At 42.6% G+C, this 18,703-nt stretch carries 12 protein-coding genes; 5 read left to right on the top strand and 7 right to left on the bottom strand.

What is annotated here, in order from left to right:
- Positions 1-957: 957 nt before the first annotated feature.
- From CRT24_RS05590 to CRT24_RS05570, 5 genes are read right to left on the bottom strand one after another with little or no spacing between them, the layout of a single operon-like run.
- Entirely contained in the window at positions 958-1,323 is a 366-nt protein-coding gene (locus CRT24_RS05590) for a response regulator (protein ID WP_099370267.1), read from the bottom strand.
- A gap of 42 nt (positions 1,324-1,365) precedes the next feature.
- On the bottom strand, positions 1,366-2,175 hold the full coding sequence (locus tag CRT24_RS05585; RefSeq protein WP_099370266.1) for a protein-glutamate O-methyltransferase CheR: 810 nt from the start codon (positions 2,173-2,175) through the stop codon (positions 1,366-1,368).
- 1 nt (position 2,176) lies between these two features.
- Positions 2,177-2,545 carry a response regulator gene (locus CRT24_RS05580; RefSeq protein ID WP_099370265.1) on the bottom strand — a complete coding sequence of 123 codons (369 nt, stop codon included), beginning with the start codon at positions 2,543-2,545 and terminating at the stop codon, positions 2,177-2,179.
- Between the two features lie 13 nt (positions 2,546-2,558).
- Positions 2,559-6,140 carry a response regulator gene (locus tag CRT24_RS05575; RefSeq protein ID WP_099370264.1) on the bottom strand — a complete coding sequence of 1,194 codons (3,582 nt, stop codon included), beginning with the start codon at positions 6,138-6,140 and terminating at the stop codon, positions 2,559-2,561.
- The gene (locus tag CRT24_RS05570; protein WP_099370263.1) at positions 6,140-7,612 is read right to left on the bottom strand and encodes an ATP-binding protein; all 1,473 of its coding nucleotides are present in this window, start codon (positions 7,610-7,612) and stop codon (positions 6,140-6,142) included. Before CRT24_RS05570 ends, CRT24_RS05575 begins: the two co-directional genes overlap by 1 nt.
- A gap of 93 nt (positions 7,613-7,705) precedes the next feature.
- On the opposite strand from CRT24_RS05570, the gene CRT24_RS20595 reads away from it, so the two are divergent.
- Entirely contained in the window at positions 7,706-7,909 is a 204-nt protein-coding gene (locus CRT24_RS20595; protein ID WP_144034511.1) for a hypothetical protein, read from the top strand.
- A gap of 314 nt (positions 7,910-8,223) precedes the next feature.
- Here CRT24_RS20595 and CRT24_RS05565 read toward each other — a convergent pair whose 3' ends face one another.
- On the bottom strand, positions 8,224-8,733 hold the full coding sequence (locus tag CRT24_RS05565; protein ID WP_099370262.1) for an RNA polymerase sigma factor: 510 nt from the start codon (positions 8,731-8,733) through the stop codon (positions 8,224-8,226).
- A 2,399-nt stretch (positions 8,734-11,132) separates the two neighbouring features.
- Here CRT24_RS05565 and CRT24_RS21380 point away from each other — a divergent pair.
- From CRT24_RS21380 to CRT24_RS05540, 4 genes are all read left to right on the top strand, one after another.
- Positions 11,133-11,393, top strand: coding sequence for an LD-carboxypeptidase (locus CRT24_RS21380; RefSeq protein ID WP_099370260.1), 261 nt, complete (start codon positions 11,133-11,135; stop codon positions 11,391-11,393).
- Positions 11,394-11,598: 205 nt separating this feature from the next.
- The gene (locus CRT24_RS05550) at positions 11,599-12,108 is read left to right on the top strand and encodes a hypothetical protein (RefSeq protein WP_099370259.1); all 510 of its coding nucleotides are present in this window, start codon (positions 11,599-11,601) and stop codon (positions 12,106-12,108) included.
- 770 nt (positions 12,109-12,878) lie between these two features.
- The gene (locus CRT24_RS05545) at positions 12,879-13,991 is read left to right on the top strand and encodes a lipopolysaccharide assembly protein LapB (protein ID WP_099370258.1); all 1,113 of its coding nucleotides are present in this window, start codon (positions 12,879-12,881) and stop codon (positions 13,989-13,991) included.
- A gap of 178 nt (positions 13,992-14,169) precedes the next feature.
- The gene (locus CRT24_RS05540; protein WP_257213975.1) at positions 14,170-16,317 is read left to right on the top strand and encodes a carboxy terminal-processing peptidase; all 2,148 of its coding nucleotides are present in this window, start codon (positions 14,170-14,172) and stop codon (positions 16,315-16,317) included.
- A gap of 486 nt (positions 16,318-16,803) precedes the next feature.
- Here CRT24_RS05540 and CRT24_RS05535 read toward each other — a convergent pair whose 3' ends face one another.
- Positions 16,804-18,402 (bottom strand): M20/M25/M40 family metallo-hydrolase, encoded by a 1,599-nt coding sequence (locus tag CRT24_RS05535; protein ID WP_218962584.1) that lies wholly within the window; start codon positions 18,400-18,402, stop codon positions 16,804-16,806.
- Positions 18,403-18,703: the final 301 nt, after the last annotated feature.

Below are 18,703 nucleotides of genomic sequence, written 5' to 3'. Positions count from 1 at the left end.
AAGCACTCAGTAAGGCAATGCTTCTTAATGGATGGTCCGAACCGCTGAGTGAAAAGGTCCACATTTTCTCCAGCTCAAAATCAAGCATGCGATATTACTCGTAAGTAAAATTAGGATATAAAACCTATATAAAGATGCTATGATGGTACGAACGCAAGAATTGATAACTTCGTTGGCAAGGATGCTCACAATGCGAGCGAGCGGCTGAACAGAAGGATTTTCTGAAGATCGTTGGAGCAGGGTTTTCCGCGATCGCAAGTTCAGACCTTCTGGTATGCCACAAGGATGACGATGATCAGTAAATGGAAGTAAAACGGACTTATTTTAGCAATGGCTTTTGTCATATTAAATCATGCAATCGCACTCGCACAGCTGGAAGCAGAATTGATGATCTCCAGATGAAAGTGTGGAACCTTTGGTAATGCCCTGCCCGTTCCAGTGAAGGTCTTTAGAGCCTCCGGATCAGGACCTGTCGTGGCCAGCCACGGTTGGGATTTCCGCTATATCCCTTGCCGAATCATGGGAAATCGAACCATCATCATGTTCCTTGGTACGTTCCTGCGGGCAGAAACCAATAGGATCACCGTTTTTTCAAATTCTACATCTTTCTTGCTATCGACAGGCCATCTGCCCGATCTCCGCTTCAATCCTGTCCCTTCCCTTCCTGATTGCCGGCATTACAGGAAAGAAAGGTCGGACGATTTTAACAGACGGGGAAAGAAAAACGATCCTTAACCCATGACCAACATCACGGAACTCCTGAGTCTCAAAAGGCATAAGGTAGGTTCTAGATTTCTGGATTCTGTATTTTCCGAGTTTTTGCACGTTGTCTGTAAGTTTATCTTCTACATCAACACATCAACTCTATCCAGCTCCGGTTTAAAAAAGAACAAATTCAAAGCATTCCTTATTCATAAACTCATTGGCATGCAGGGGAGGGCATTTTGATCCAATGGATTATTCTTGTAGAAATTCTCCTACCAGCTTTTCTAACCTATCCAGATCAAATGGCTTTCCCAGGAATCCATCTGCCAACGCATTTTGCGCCAGTTCTTCTACCTCGCTGTTAGCCGACACTAGAATGACTGGAATTGACCGGAATTCCGAATGGCCTTTCAAAAGTTTAGTTGCGGCAACACCACCTATTTCAGGGATCCAGTTGTCCATTAGTATCAAGTCAGGCTTATATCTGCTCACTTTTTCCAAAACATCGTGGGATGTAGTTGAACGTTTAATTGTATAGCCCATATCCTCGAGGACTATGGAAAAAATTTCCTGCACATTTTGATCGTCGTCAAAAATAAGTATCGTTTTATTGTTCATTCTAATTTTCAAAATTATTAAACCTATATGCTTTGTGAAACATCACTTACATTTTTGCCACAGTTTTTCGGGCCCAACACGCTGAAATCGATCGGAAAGTGGAGAAAACACTATCGTTTCCCTCGGCCCCAACCCCAAATAACCGGCATTTTCCAAACTCTCGTAAAAGAGATCAAGAACACGGTTCTGCAGGCTGCGGTTAAAGTAAATGAGAACATTCCGGCACAGGATAAGCTGGAAACTGTTGAAAGAGCTGTCAGAGACAAGGTTATGGGTAGAAAATACCATTCGAGAGCGAAGTACGCTATCGAACTGGACAAAACCGTGGTTCGCCATATAATGTGCGGACAGCCCTTCCGTTCCTCCTGATTGAACATAGTTTTCCACAAAATCGCGAACGTTCTCCACGGGAAAAATACCTTTAGAGGCCCGTTCAACCACATGCGGATTCAGGTCCGTTGCATAAACGAGGGACCTTTCGAGCAATCCACATTCTTTCAAGAGTATGGCCAACGCATAAGCTTCCTCACCCGTGGCACATCCGGCTATCCAAACGCGAATCGTTGGGAACGTGCTCAAATAAGGCAAAACTGCCCTCCTCAATTCAAAAAAGAATCCGGGATCACGGAACATTGTGGTAAAGGGGACAGTAATCTGTTGGACGAAAACAGAAACCAATGAAGGATCGCTTTGCAACCTATGGTATAGGTCTCTCAAATCTGGTGACTTCCAGATTGACATTATACGCAGTAACCTCCGCTCCAGGGAACCTCTGCTATAATCCCTAAAGTCAAAACCGAACCGCTCGAAGAAACGATGCACGAACCATTCTACCTGTCCACCCTCTTCCATACTATTTCTTAGATATTATTGACCTTATCTCGGCCAATAGTACATCGATATCCACTGGTTTGGACACATAGCCCCCTGCACCTGCCAGAAGACAACGTTCCCGGTCGCCCTTCATTGCTTTCGCAGTAACAGATATTACCGGAGGATAACTAACGCCAGAGGAACTGAGAATATGGTCCAAGAATTGGAACCCATCAAATTCTGGCATCATCATATCCAACAGGACCACATCAAATTCAATTCCACGATCCAACAAACCCAATCCTTCCAGAGGATTGAGGCAACCCAATGCTTCTACACCTCTCGATTTAAGTGCAGTTTTCAATGCGAAAATATTTCGGTTGTCGTCGTCAATAATTAGAACTTTCATCTGTATAATTGGTTTAACGTCCAAATAGCCAAACCCTCAGAAGGGATACCAGCTGGTCTATATCGACAGGTTTAGAAATATAATCGGATGCTCCTGCACTCATGCAGCGCTCTCGGTCCCCTATCATGGCCTTGGCAGTAACAGCAATGATCGGCAGATCACGGAAACTGGGCTGGGAACGAATTTTTTCGATCGCCTGGAAGCCATCCATATTTGGCATCATGATATCCATCAGCACAATATCTATCCCTGGGTTTTTGTCCAGTATTTCACATGCCTCCTGGCCATCCATTGCTGAAAAGACCTCAACATTGTATTTTTCCAAAGCCCTGGATATGGAGAAAATGTTCCGGATATCATCGTCTGCAATCAGCACTTTTCGATCCTGGAGGATTTCAGTGAGCTTTCTTTCACCAGGCAAGGAAGCAGTTGGAATGTGCTCTGATTTACGGTCAACCAAATGTAGGAACAGGTTTACCTCATCAAGTATTCGCTGATATGAATGGACCGTTTTAACAACAATTGAGTCGGCATATTCTTTTATCCTCATTTCCTCGTGCCCTGAAAGGCTTTTCCCGGTGAAAACAATGATAGGAAGCTCCTCTAGACCGCTGTTGCTCTTAATGGTTTCCAGGGTCTCATAGGCGATCTGGTCTGGAATTCCCATATCAAGGATCACACAGTCTACCTTATCTTCGGTCAGGGCCTGCACACTCTGTTCCAGTGAGCCCTTGATTTCTGTTGAAATGTCAAAACTCTCCAAATAGTAGGAGAGAGCCGCAGCGTGCTTTGCATTTTCCTCAACTATGAGCACTTTCTTTGGCCCATGCTTCAGCGCAGCATCGATCTTAGTGAAAATGTTCTGGAAACCCTGTTTCTGAAAAGGTTTCTGGATAAAATCAATCGCTCCTCGCCTGATGCTCTCGTTTTTCTTGATCTGTTCTGCAGACATCATATGAACAGGGATGTGCTTTGTATAGGAACTGGACTTGAGGGAATCCAATACCTGCCACCCGTCCATTATCGGGAGAACGATGTCCAGTAGAATGGCCTTGGGTCCATATTGTCGAGCTGCACTCTGCACCACGTCCCCTCGCCCCACAACTACGGCTTTAAATCCTGCCTGTCGAGCATATTCCATCAGCGCCCTAGCAAAGACAGTGTCATCCTCTACTATCAACAATACCTTGTCCTGAGGTAAAAGGTCGTGTCGGTCATCGGGAATCTCCTCTGGAATGGAGGATTCGGACCGTTGGGATTGGTTTGCCGCTTCAGCAACCTCCAATGAATCACTTTCTGCTGAATCCTCCTGGTGATCAAATTCAGTCGGCAAAGCACCATCTATAGGTAGGGAAAGGGAAAAGGTACTGCCCTTACCCGGCTCGCTCTGTACACTGATCTCGCCTTTTAACAAGCGTGCGATCTCTCGGCTAATGGAAAGTCCGAGGCCAGTACCCCCAAAACGGCGGCGGGTGGAGCCGTCAGCCTGTTGAAAAGCTTCGAATATGAGCAGTTGTTTTTCTTGCGAAATTCCGATCCCTGTATCAATAACGCTGATAAGAACACTTTCTTGAGATCCATTTGGATTCTCCACTCTCATGGTCACGTGGCCCTTTTCGGTGAATTTTATGGCATTGGACAGCAAGTTCCTGAGGATTTGCTCGACCCGCAATCGATCGCTGTTTAAGCGAAATCCACTTGCCAAAAAATTCTCAATCTGAAAATCGAGCATTTTTTCCTTTGTTAAAGGCCTGAACATCTGCTGAAGGTCAAGAAGCAGGTCTTCAATTGAAAACGCTTCCCTCTCTAGGGTCATCTTTCCAGCCTCGATCTTGGACAGGTCCAAAATCTCGTCTATCAAGTTGAGCAGTCCCCTCCCGGAAGACCAGATCACCTGTGCGGACTCTATTTGCTCGGCACTGAGATTCCTCTCGTTGTTTTCGGTCAGAACCTTGGAGAGCAAGAGAATGGAATTGAGCGGAGTGCGCAGCTCATGGGACATATTGGCCAAGAATTCCGATTTATACTTCGTACTCAGCGCCAGAGCCTCTGCTTTCTCCTGGATCTCCCTATTTCGGACGGCGATCATCTGATTTCTTTCCTCCAGCGACTGGGACCTCTTTTCTAATTCCCTGTTTGACATCAGAAGTTCCTCTTGTTGGGACCTGAGTTCCTCTTCGGAGACCCTCAGCTTATGGGCCTGCGCTTCAAGTTCGGTGTTCAGGTTCTCTAGCTCTGCATGCTGTACCTGCAGTTCTTCGGTCTGGGTCTGCGTTTCCTCAAGTAGCTGCTGGACTCGGGCACGGCTCTGGGCGGCAGCCACTGCTATGCCGATAATTTCGCCAAATTCTTCAATTACCTTGACCTTATTTTCATCCAAGGTGGCTCGTGAACCAATTTCAATGATACCCATGCACTTCTGTTGGTACATGACCGGTATCAGGGCAATTTGGCTAACAGTTAGCTCACCTTGGGCAAAGCTTAGTTTAAATTCCTCTGGAAGGATACCGTTCAACACCTTGGTTCGCTGTTTTGCATAGACCTCCCCGATCGGGCCACCTCTTAACGGGAGATCTGAATCTGGGCAGCCTTTTAGCCCTACGGTATGTGCAAGCCTAAAACTATTCCTTTCCACGAGATAAAGGGCCCCATTTTCAACATTCAGGTAATCCAGAATAAAATTCAAACTGAATCGAGCGATGTCATCTTGACTAAGGTTGCCCATTAAACCAAAGTTTAGTTCCGAGAGCCCGTTCTTGCGCCAATCGTTCCATTGGAGCTGCTCGAAGTTTCTCTGGAGCGATTCGGTCATGATTCGCAGACTCTGAGCGATAGTCCCCAGGTCGTCCTCTTGCGAGTCGTCGATGGAAACGTTATAGTCTCCTCTGGTGACCTGTTGGGCAATAGTCCTGATTAGATTCAGTCGTCGTTTCATCTCGTTATCCTTATCCATCAGGTCGGCCTGCAACTGGGCCCGACGGTTGTAGTCGGATCTCAGTTTCAAAAAGAGGACCGAGGTTATTACCAAGGAAAGCAGGGATGCAAAGGCTATCAGGATTGTTGTTGTCAATGCAGAACTGTCCAGTTCATCAGACCTTTTACCAGCCCTTATCTCCTCATTCTGCCTGATCGTGCCAATCAGATTTCGACACGAGTCCATGATTGTTTTCCCCCTATCCAAAAGGTTAGGGTCCAATACGTGTGAATCTCGTCGCTGCGAGATCAGTTCTTCCAATATATCGAGCCTTTCCAGGGCCAATGCCTCAAGTCTTTCCGCACGAGAATACTGTTCGGCGGTCAGGTCCCCACTGAGCAGTTGGTCGACCCGTTGAGGGAGCGAGCTCCTGCTCTCCCTATAGGGTGAGAGGAATTTCTCCCGGCCGGTAAGAAGGAATCCTCGCTGACCTGTCTCCGCATTCTGGAGGTCCATCAATATCAACTGCGAATTTGTTATATTGCGCAGGGAGTTGTCCATGAGCTCCTTATTCTCCCGCTGATGCTGTAGAGAGAGAAACATGAACAAAGTCGAGACCACAAGGACAGCCATGGAAAAACCGAAGCCTAATTGGAGATTTCGTAGTACTTTCTGTGCCATTATCTAGAAATTGGAAGGGTAAAATAAAAGACTGACCCCTGGCCGACCTTGCTTTCGACCCCGCAGGCCCCACCGTGCTGCGCGATGATTTCTTTGCATATATGCAGGCCCAGGCCTAGGCCCTGGAACCGAGCAGATGCGTCCTGAACGCGAAAGAATTTGTCAAATACATAAGGAATCTTTTGCTGTGGGATTCCGATTCCATTATCACGGACCTCTATGGTCAGGAAATTTTCATCAACGGTGGAATGAACGATCACTGAATCTGAGTCGGGAGCATATTTAACCGCATTGGATAAATAATTGCTCAGAACTTGTTCTATTCTCAGCGGATCGGCAAGCACTGGCTTGGCAAATGCATCTCCAGTCCTTTCGATGTGCAGTGGGCGGTGCTGGTTGGTCATCAATGTGGACTCCATTGCCTGATGGATGATCTCCTCCAAGTCCACTTCTTGCATGTTGACCTTCAGACCTCCGTTTTCCATTCTGGAAATATCCAGTAGATCTTGAACCAGGGAGTTGAGCTTTTCTGATTGGTCCTGAACTTTGGACACATAGCCATAAGCTTTATGGGTGGTAAGATCTTTCATGGCCCTCAAAGCTATTTCCGAAAAGGCTTTAATGCTCGTCAGTGGCGTTTTTAATTCATGGCTCGCAACGCTCAGGAATTCATCCTTTTTCTTTTCCAGCAGCTTGCGTTCATCGATATCTGTCATGATACCGACCCATCTGGTTCCATCTGCACCTAGAGTAACCGGTACGATTTTCACAAGATGGTAGCGGTAAATCTGCGAATTGCACTCCAGCAGCCGAACTTCTTTTTCCAATGGCTGCAAATTCTCCAATTGAAGTTTCCAATCCTCAAAAACATGCAGGTCCTGGGGATGGAGTGTTGGCCAGCTCGATTTATCAGGAGCATACCGGAACCACTGTTCGTTGACATAGTCTACCTCCCCCTCTGAGTCAGTAGTAAATGCCAATTGCGGCAGTGCTTCCATTGTCACTTTCAATTCTTCGAGTTTGTCCGACAGCTCAGACTGCGCCTGTTTGCGATGGCGGATTTCTGTCCTGAGAACTTCCTGCATTCTTTGGAGCTCCGAAGTCTGCTCATACAGCCTGTAAAAGGTCTTGACCTTGAGCAGCAGAATATCAGGGTCAACAGGTTTGGTAATGTAGTCGATCCCCCCAGATTCATAGCCTTTTGTGATATACTGTTTTTCGCGGTTGACAGCCGACAGGAAGATTATGGGTATATCCTTGGTTCTTTTGATGCCCGACAAGGTCTCCGCGACTTCATAACCGTCCATACCCGGCATCTGTACATCTAGAATAATCAATGCATAGTCCTTTTTCAGGCATTTTTTCAGGGCCTCTTCACCAGAAAGGGCAGAGTCAGTATGGAAACCCTTAAGTTGTAACGTTTTTTCAAGCGAAAAGATATTTTCCTGCTTGTCGTCAACGATTAGAATCATTTATCAGAAATTTATTGTTGCGCGACAGGCTTGTGATTGCGACAGTCGCACGAAGGTAGATCAATGGACTAAAATATTAAAAAAAAGTAAGAAATGAATAGGAATCAACTTAAAATATTATCTATAGACCCTTACCCATTTTCTCGGTCATATCTTTCAGTGGATTGGCAGGATGGACAAGGATCTGCACGCCAGGATCCAAAATTGAATAAGAGGCGTTTTTTTTCTGATTTGGCATTATACGAGCTCAATACAGTGTATCCGTTCAAAAAGATTGGAAATGAACAGAAACGCTAACCTCCTTTTCGGCAAGATTACCTTGGGTAGCAGTATATGAACCCAGTTATTTTCATGACAACACTAAAGTTTGATCTAATCCAGTGCGGTCCTTAGCCTGTTTGGCTCAGACCTGGGGTTAACGGCCCTTAGATGTTAACCATACAAATGTACGCAACCCATTCTAACTTGATTTATTGAATGTGTTGATAAAATAATTTCTGGTACTGAACCTTTTACATTCTTGAACTCTCCCAATAATGACCAAGACAGATATAAAATCCGAAAAGTTCCCAGCCCTTAATCAACTGAAGCGCGGAACAATTCAAAAAGATTCATGGTTTCAGATCTCGGTAATGGGAAAGTTTCTTTTGCAATAATTTTCTAGCGGCATGAATTCGGGTCTTTACCGTCCCCTCCGGCACGTTCAAGTATTCAGCTATTTCATAATATTTGTAACCTTCAAAATGCATAATAAAAGCGCTCATGTATTTTTCGGGCACGGTTTCCATAACAGCATTAATATCTTCCATTAAGAACCGGTTCTCACTCTTATTCTTTGACGAGTTCAAGGAAGGATCATTTACCGAAAGAGAATTATTCATATAATTAGCGGCAAGTTTCTTTTTACGGCAATCATTCAAAAAACAACTCCTCATTATTGTATAGACCCATCCAAGAAGGTTGCTGCCTTTGGAATAATTATTTTGATACCGGAAAACCTTCATTAGCGTATTCTGCAGAAGGTCCTCAGCATCACTTTCATTCTTGGTAAACCGGTTGGCATACTTCAATAGGGTATCCGAATGAACCAACACTTCTTTATTTATAAAATCATTGTTCATTGTTAAACTATTTTGTGAAAAACTGCATTAATAAAAATGTCCTTGCGCAAAGACTGTTGAGATTAATCAGACTGGCTTTAAACCTCGCGTTAAAAAGCCAGTCTAACTGATGTTTAATGGTTGTATGCATACCATAAAACAATGTGCATGCCAAAGTGAGATGATTTCCTTCATGATAAATACGTGTTTAAAACAAGAAAAAACCTGAATAATTTCTTTGACTTTGCGTATTTATACGTTAGATATAAAAAAGCACTGTACCTCGTCAAATTAAGTTTAATCAAGGATCATATAGCCCTGAGCTGAGTTTTCACCATCAATTCTAATCTTCTCGACATCCAGAGTGGGAAAAATGGCATACACCTTTTGAGATTAAATCGGGGCACATCAAGATTCCATTTGAAATATTCCTATATTTTCTCCGTGGAGTACCTTTAATTAGCTTTCGTTGGCGATAAAATGGATCTCATTCTAGTTATTTTTTGATTGGGTGAGGAATGATAGCGCCCGACTGTAGCAATCCCTCTACATATATACTATATAGCTTATATTATTTTTCTGAATATAAAAATTTTATCTTTTTTTAATAACCGTTTAGATCCTTTCGTACTTTTCAATTGATTAGGAAGATCTGTTGGGTGAAATGTTTGCAGGAGCTATCGACTAAATGAGATCAAGGCGTCCTTTATTCAAACTTGGTGAAGATTGGATTCCCAATCTCAACAGTCGCTATGTAAGAAAAATAAATAATCGATTGATAACGAAAAATAAACCTACAGATTATGCAAGGCAGGAAAATATGGGAATTTTATCACGAGCTAAAAGATACTGTTCAAAAATTCAAGAGAGTCTATATATTCGAACAAGAGGAAGAAGATTTTTCAGATCCAACCGCTATAATCATATTTGATCTAATCAAGATTTTATCCATAATAATTTTCGGAATGCTAGCATGGAATTTTTGAGATATTACTTTCCTTCATTCTCATTTCTCCGCAGAAATAAAACAAAGATTTACTCAGAGCATTAAGACTTCTAGAGAAAGAAGCAGTTCCAGTTGATTAACTGGAAAGAATGATTCAAAAGATAAGTCCCGAGCCAAAAGGTAATATATTACTAGATAATAAAATCATTTGGCCCGATTTCAGAAGATTTCATCCTTGCAACCAAGTGTATTTAACACGGCAACCCGAATTAACTGTCGCTATCTACCAAAATGATAATGTCCGCAATTGCATTTACACTTGCTTAGTGCTTTATTACAATAGGTTAAGGGGATCCAACCAGAAAAATAACTTCAAACGAATCTTCCGAACAGAAGTTGGGGATTAAACAGGATGCATTAAAAAGGTTATCACATGGCACGGCATATCTGTTGAAACATCACAGCGATACTTAGTTTACAAGTAGGTCATTATTTGTTGGCTGTCCTTTGGTCGGCATTCCAAGCACAAATAATTATAGAATTTAAACGGGCCGATAACAGATTTATGGTTGAAAAAATGGTCGGCCTCCTCCCGATTCCATTGGCCAGGCACTTAGCGGGCAAGCAGGAAGCTTCCAGTACCCTTTCAATAACCACAGCAGCAGCTTATACCACACTCGATATTTACTGTAACTGTAAAGATATAATAACTATTGTCTGCATCCCCTAAGTTGGCCCGATCAGTGAAATATTCTCAAGCATTAATCAAAGCAAGCTACCCTTTGAGTTTATGCCATTTGGTTACCAACAACTAGAACTCTCACCTTATACATCTACTGGCCATACAGTATGGTCAACATACGGGCGGAAAGCTAAATGAGCAGGCCAGAAGAGATATAGGAACTAGGGCCCTTAACGCATCAGAAATCAAAGAAAGCTTGCATCCGGAGAAATAAATACTAGGTATTAGTGTGTTAAAGAATACTCGCATATAAAGAACAGCCCGGGGCAGCATATGCTTCAAGGCCATAAATGTTCCAAAGATAGAGTTGCGACTCCATAGCTGTCCTCAAACTTAACCTTTAATATCGATCTAGTTGGCCCAGAAGCGGGAAAGGAGATAAGAATGATTTAGGTTTCTTAACAGAATGTAACGGACTTCAACCCATGTTTAAAACCCGTCCAGAATGATAATGGGGGTAGGATATGAATGCTGATCCGGTATATGTTCACGGCAGGAAAACGGCAGATCACTTAACGGATCATACCGTTGGAAGATTTTGGCCTGGATTTACCCTCTATTCTAACTCTCCTAAGCGACCATCTAAGAATCTCACCTAAAATTGACTTAAAAAACAGGATAACCAAAATGATAATGGGGTAGCTTTTGTCTGAACTTTTCTGCCCAAAAAGTGTTATCCTGGTAAAAATTATATCATTTGAAAAAAAGGAAATAATTAAGTTAATGTGATTTATGATTCCAAAAAAATTGAGGCAAGGTGACCATATGAGGATTATCTCACCTCCTAATAGTTTGCTCCCGAAATTGGCTCCAGAAATAATTGAGAGGGGAATAAAGAGACTTAATGAAATGGGGCTCAGCGTGAGTTTCGGCAAACACATTCTGCAGGTTGATGAGTTCAAGTCCACCTCTGTCAAGCATAGGTTGCAGGACCTCCATGATGCGTTTTTAGACAATGTCGTTGATGGGGGTTCTAGCCCTCAGGGGATGTAAAAGTTCTAACCAGTTATTGAGCCAAATCGACTATAGCCTTATTCAGTCCCACCCAAAAATACTATGAGGGCTGTCAGATATCACAGCCTTGGTAAATGCTATATCCTTGAAGACCGGAATGGTGACTTACTAAGGCCCAAATTTCGAAGTGATAGCCGCAAGTAGGGATGCTAGCCTCACCCTTGACTGTTTTAAAAGATGCCTCATGCAAGATGAGCCATTCAAACTTATACCCAGTGAAACTTTCTATAATACTCTCTGGGCAGGACAGGAAATTAAAAATAGCGGATTCTGGACTGTTAATGCTGGTTCCGCGGAAGGAATGGTCATCGGAGGTAATTTTCTGACTTTCAATTTCATGCAGGGCACCCCGTTTGCAATGAGAGATGACCCGACCAGTCCGTTGATCTATATATTGGAAGACAATGGAGCGGAGAGCGTCTATAATGTTCAAAACCAGTTACAATTACTTATTCTTCAACCGGATTTCAGAAACGTTAGGGGTATTTTAATCGGGACGTTCAGAAGGGAATCAAATACGACCAGTGACCTACTCACAAAAATTATAAAAACAAAAGAGGAACTTAGGAATGTACCTGTGATCGCAAATGTTGATTTCGGTCAAACCGTCCCCACAGTTACGCTTCCGATAGTAGGTTACATGAGAATCGAAGCTAAAGACAATAGCGATGAAATTTTTATTTTAAAGAAATAACGGTCAGGTTCGATTGTTTTTTGATTGGGGGTTTCCTTTTTTCTGGGAAATACCATTCCTTGGTTTAAAATAGTTTATCCTTAGGTATGCATTATACATATTAATGTTTTACCTGGAAGGTACTTTTGTTTTTTGTCATTTGATGTCCCGATACCTTACATTTCTTTGATTCCATGTTGGATGCTGATTAGGTTAGGCTGATCTATTAATGCAAGTTTAAACCATAGATAGGACGCAAAATTGGTTCGTTTGTCAATCCTGGACCTTAAGGTAGCCCGATGGAGTTCAATCTTTGGTCTTCTTATTTTGAAAATTTTATTACTTGTGCACTTGCAAACTATTTGTCTTCCAACTCGTGGTCTTCACGGAAGCTACTTATTATGGTGTTGTTGGATTTGTATGGCAAACAAGCACAATTTTACGTCTGCTCTCTATCTTAAAGATTACGGCAACAGGTTCCGTCCTTTTACCTCCCGAACTCTTTTTGCAACGACGTAGATTTTGATCTGTTAATGCTCCGGTCCAGGCTATATAAAATAATCATGAATTCCCCCATTTTTCAGGACCTTGGCTGAACCCCTCTGTTTTGCGTAAACGGAGCTGGGACCGACCTAAGGCATGGAAAAACTGCCCAGAGAAAGCCGTTGAAGGAATATGGACGGTAGAAAAGATAGTTTTAACATAATTTAATGATTTCGACTGTCATTCAAGAAGACGAATCAGGCATTTTTAGAAAATAATTTGATATTTTTGAAAAAAAAGAATTGCGAATGATTGATAAAGTGCGTGTTATATTTGCAGTAGGTTTAGTTATTACAACGTTTAACCTTAATGCTCAGAACAGTGATAAACCATTAGATCCTTCCGGATTTGTTACAAAATACGACAGCACTTTCGCAGGGATCGGCCCTAAAGTATATGTACTGCCGGCACCAAGGACCAAGGAAGAAGAACTAGTCGATTCCTACAAAGAGAAAAAAGGATTTTATGATTCAATTGCCAGACAATTGGATTATCAGAATATTATAGAAGACTTTAAGCCTACTTCCAATGCAGGCTATATTAAACAGAATTTCAACCCTTTCCCCAGCAATGAACAGGACTGGAATGCCTTGTTGACCAAGCTCGAACAGAACAGAAATCTTCCGCTGGCCGCAGGATTGTCCAATGAATATGCGCTGGAACTGCTGAAACAAGGCGAGATCGGCAAGTCTATCGCTATCTTGATTCGCGGTCTGAATATGGCGAATTCTGCAAATACGGGCGAGAAGTTCGCCTTGGAGCATAACCTCGCGAATGCTTACCTATACAACGGTAACATTTCCGACGCTTCGGCAATGCAGGAAACATTCCTACAGTCAGCCGTGTCTAATAAAGCGCAGGTAGACCAAGCAAATACATTGGTGAGAATAGCAATGGTACAAGCTTATCAGAAAAATTTCAAAGCAGCTGAAAATACCATCATTAGACGCGCATTCCCCATCTTCAACAAAACAAAGAATTATACTGGCAAGGTTAATGCTCTAATCAACTTGGCGAAAATATACCAATTGCAGAACAAGCATACCGAAGCTCAATGGTTCCTTATTCAAGCAAGAGACTTGGCAACTCTAAGAAGAGTAGACAACCAACTCCCCGAGATTGAATATATGCTCGCATTTTCAAAATACGTACAGCAAAACTATTCCGTTGCTCAACGAGAATTTGAAAAAGCAAAATCATTGGCAGATGAAGAAAAGAACAAAGTCCTGCAATTGGCCATACACGACAAGCTCGGCGATATCTACCTCTTGCAAGGAAACTTTGAAGACGCAGAACAAGAACTGTCTGATTATTGGAGACTCAGAAACGAACTTTTCAGATCAAAACAGGTCGATTTATAGAAAACAACAACTCCGAGTTAAGGAAAAGTTAATAAACCCTAAATAAACGGTTTTTTGACAATTTGAAATGAATATTTTACGTTGTCACTCATATATTGATTTAATTTTTAACTAAATTTAGCGGTTAGAAATTTCCCAGATCTAAATAATGCTGGGGGTATACTGATAATAAAACTTAATGAACAATTTCAAGAATTATACTTATATGTTTAAACATCTCATTTTCTGTCTTGCGTTGATCTCAGTTGTTGCCTGTGGAGCTAAACCACGCGTAAACCTGGATCAAGATGGTTTGGAGCTTAAACCAACGACGCAACACGAAATAATCGCAAAAGAAGTTGCCAATTTATTGGAGAACTTCAGTTATAAAAAAGTACCAATGGGAGATTCACTCTCGAATATTGTTTTCAACAATCTTCTTGAAGGTATCGACCAAGGCAAAAACTACATGTTGCAATCCGACATAGACGATTTCCAACAGTTTAAAAACACATTGAGCCAAGATTTCAGGGAAGGTGACCTGTCAAGTGCATTCTATATATTCAATAAATATACGAACAGATATTTGCAGGCCATGAACTATGCCCTGGAACAAATCGATGCTCCCCATGACTTTAACAAAGACGAAACATACACCAGCTTCCGTGAAAAAGAAAATTGGTTCAAATCAGATGCTGAATTAAAAGATCAATGGAGAAAACGTGTAAAATACGATTTGTTGAACCTTCGCCTTACTGCGGGTGATTCAGCAAAGGTTGATATCGAAAAAAATAAAGAGACATTGCGCAGCAGGTACAACAACTTGATTTCTCAAGCTAAGAAAACCAATGCCAACGATGCCTTTCAAATGATCATGACATCTTTGACAGATGCTGTAGATCCACATACAACTTATTACAACCCATCATTTGCGCAGGCTTTCAATGAAAGCATGTCCAATACCTTAGAAGGTATCGGAGCCCAACTACAGATGGAAAATGAAATGGTGACCATCAAACAGATTATCGCTGGTGGCCCGGCATTCAAGGACAAAACATTACATATCAACGACCGCATCGTAGGGGTTGCCCAAGGTGATAACGGTGAATTCGAAGATATTATTGGATGGAGACTGGACGCTGCAGTAGCTAAAATTAAAGGCAAGAAAGGAACAGTCGTAAGATTAAAAATCCTTCCTGCAGGTGCTGAGCTATCTGCTGCTCCAAAAATCGTTAAACTTACACGTGAGAAAATAATCTTGGCCGAGGAGTCTGCAAAAAGAGAAACTAAGGTGATAAAAGGTGAAGATGGCAAAGAATACAAAATCGGTATTATCAACCTTCCTAAGTTCTACATTGACTTTGAAGCTGTACGCCGTGGTGACAAAGATTATAAGAGTACCACAAGAGACGTGAGGTTATTGTTGGACAGCTTGAAACAAGACGGAGTTGACGCTGTATTAATGGACTTAAGAAACAATGGCGGTGGTTCTCTTCAAGAGGCGATCGAATTGACAGGTCTATTTGTAGATCAAGGTCCTGTAGTACAAGTAAGAGATACTAGAAACCGTGTTCAGGTAGACAGCGACCAAGAGGTTGGATTGGTATGGGAAGGACCATTTGGTGTTATCATCAATAGGTTCTCTGCCTCCGCATCTGAAATTTTCGCTGGTGCAATCCAAGACTATGGCCGTGGAATTATATTGGGTTCTACAAGTTATGGTAAAGGAACAGTACAGAACGCCGTTGATATGTCACGCTTTATCAGTGCAACCAACAAATTGTTGATCAAAGCAGCAGGTGAGTCAGATCCTGACACTCCAAACGGTGCTCCAGAATTCGGACAGATCAATATTACAATGGGTAAATTCTACCGCGTTACTGGTAGCAGTACTCAACATAAAGGGGTTACTCCGGATGTGACATTCCCAACTCAATACTCAGCAGAAAAATTCGGCGAAAGCTCAGAACCTTCTGCATTGCCTTGGGATCAAATCAAGCCTACAAAATTTGCTAAGATCGGTGACCTTAAGCCTATCAGCACACAGCTTGAAGAAATACACAAAAAACGTTTGGAGAAATCTCCTGCTTACACCTTCCTATTGGAGGACATCGCAGAATTCAACAAAAATGAAACAATGCCTGCAATCTCCCTTAACGAAGCAAAATTAAAAGCAGAACGAGAAAAAAGCAGAATTAAACAACGCGAACGCATTAACAAACAGTTGGCGTTCCAAGGTGAACCTCTCTGGAAAGAAGGTCAACCACAACCAAAAATCGACTACGACTTTGTACTTGAAGAAAGCGCAAATGTATTGACGGATTTTATTAGGTTGAACAAGAAATAGGTAATAATAGACAGTAGACAATAGACATAAGACATAAGACATTAGATACTGTATAGTTTATTAATATGCAAAAAGGTCTGAAGCTTACGCTTCAGACCTTTTTCTTTTATTATGCTTTAGCACGGGCTGAAAACATGACTATGTGATTTAACCCCATACAACACTGTAGTTACCATCTACACTGATCATCACCTTGAAATACTAAATGTCTTATGTCTATTTCAAAAAAACAGTTTCCTTAGCAAAAGCTAAGGAATGACACGAATGTCGAGAGGAAGAGGGGGCGATTTTTGGGGGAATGACTTGCGGCGCGCCGCAAGTCATTCCCCCAAAAATCGCCCCTTTTTTAAAAAAAGAATCTGTCATTCCAGAGCTTTAGCTCTGGAAACTATTTTGTATTTGTAATAGCACAATCCCATCGGGATGACACTATTATAGCAGGCAATATAGCAAAGAAGACACACCAATGTCTTGCTCCAAATCACATTAATAACCAACCCCTGATCTTCTAGGTTGGCGTATTGCTGGCCAGGTCGCCGGTTGACCATTCCTGTCTGCTGGAAGCACTCTTTTCTCGCGATCCACCAACTTCGGTTCTTCAGTAGCTTTGTACGTCAGTACCGCTGTCAAAATAACGTTCGACAATAAGTCATCAAATACTAACTTATCATAGGTGTCCAAGTTGGTATGCCAGGTATTGCTGAAATATCCCCATGACAGGGAACTCAGCATAAACCCCGGAACACCCGCCGCAACAAATGAGGCATGGTCCGAACCTCCACCACCCGGAGAACCCGGAAAATCTGTTTTTATATCTTTTGTAATTTCATTCGGAACGGCCGCCAACCATCTTCCCATAAAATCATAGGAATGCACAAAGCCCGATCCGTTGATATTGGCAACCCTACCTGTTCCATTATCCAAATTGAAAACCGCTTGCGTTTTTTCGACAATTTCCGGGTTGTCAAGCACAAACGCCCGAGATCCATTCAGGCCTTGCTCCTCACTGCCCCAAAGACCAATAATTATACTGCGCTTAGGATTAGGTAATACTTTCTTGAGTACCCGCGCTACTTCCATCATGGCAATGGTACCTGTACCGTTGTCAGTAGCACCTGAACCCCCTTCCCAGGAATCCAAATGGGCAGACAGGATAACATATTCATCCGGAAACTCCGTCCCTTTGATTTCCGCAATCGTATTGAAAGAAGGAACATTGCCCAAGTGCTTCGATGAAGTCTCCACCTTGATCTTCGGCTTATATCCTTTTTCTGCCAACCGATAAAGAATACCGTAGTCTTCCAGGGATATATCCAATGAAGGCGCTTTATGCGATCTTGCTCCAAATATCTTGTTGGCACCGAACTCCCCTGACCAGTAGCTGCTCAAGATGCCCACCGCTCCTGCATCCTCCAATACGGTAGGAATTGAATATGGTGCTAATCCGGTTGCTTTAATCCTATTGTTCCAGGCAGCAGAGAGGGAATCTCTGTTTTTGTTCATCTTTTCGATGGACTCAGGCGTACCATATTCCTTCCAGTTGGCATCTGGGCGACCCGTTGGTTGTGGCATTGAAATCATGACGTACTTGCCTTTTACCTGTGGCAACCATGCTCTGAATGCCAGCGAATCCTTAAAGTCAGCCAATGGTATGACCTCGGCTTCAATAGCTTTCCCATTGGTAGTAGGGCTCCATGCCAATTGCGTCCCAGCCAATGACTTCTGGCGTGGGTAGGTCAAATCGATATGCGAAATCCCGCGTTCCCAACCGTGCCACTCACCGAACTGCTGATTCTTGGCTGGAATCCCCCATTTCTCAAAAGTCTGCAGTGCCCACTCGTTTGCTTTTGTCATCTGCGGTGTACCCACCAATCGCGGACCAACAACATCCAACAGCTCAAAAGCAAGTTGCTCCAATTCAGAATTGTCCTTTGCTTCCTTTACGATCTGTTCAACGATGGGATCCAACTTTTGGGCTGCCCGCCCGGGAAAACGCTGTGCCTGCAAATCAGTGCTAAAACCGCATGCAAGCACTAAAATTGCCATTCTACCGAAATAAGTAATAATTAGATTATTGAATTTCATGTGTATTTTTTGGGTTAAATATTAGGTATTACCCTAAGGTCGGCAATTTTTGGGAATTATAAAAAGAGAAATAGCCTTGACGGGTAATGTCATCGCCCAAAAACCAATACATAGATCACTGCCGTAGGATGTGATGGTTGGTGAGACACCATCCCTGGCGAAGAACAGACACTTCACAAATATGATTTCAGTGGCAGGTGGGGAACCTGCCACTGAAATCATATCATGCCATGCAACCCTGTAGGGGTGCAACTATTATAGAATTGATTACGTTTTGCTACACAACCCTGTAGGGGTGTAA

This window comes from Sphingobacterium sp. 1.A.5, from assembly GCF_002734235.1.
In the GTDB taxonomy this organism is placed as follows: Bacteria; Bacteroidota; Bacteroidia; order Sphingobacteriales; family Sphingobacteriaceae; genus Sphingobacterium; species Sphingobacterium daejeonense.
This window is presented reverse-complemented; position numbering and strand designations above follow the sequence as displayed.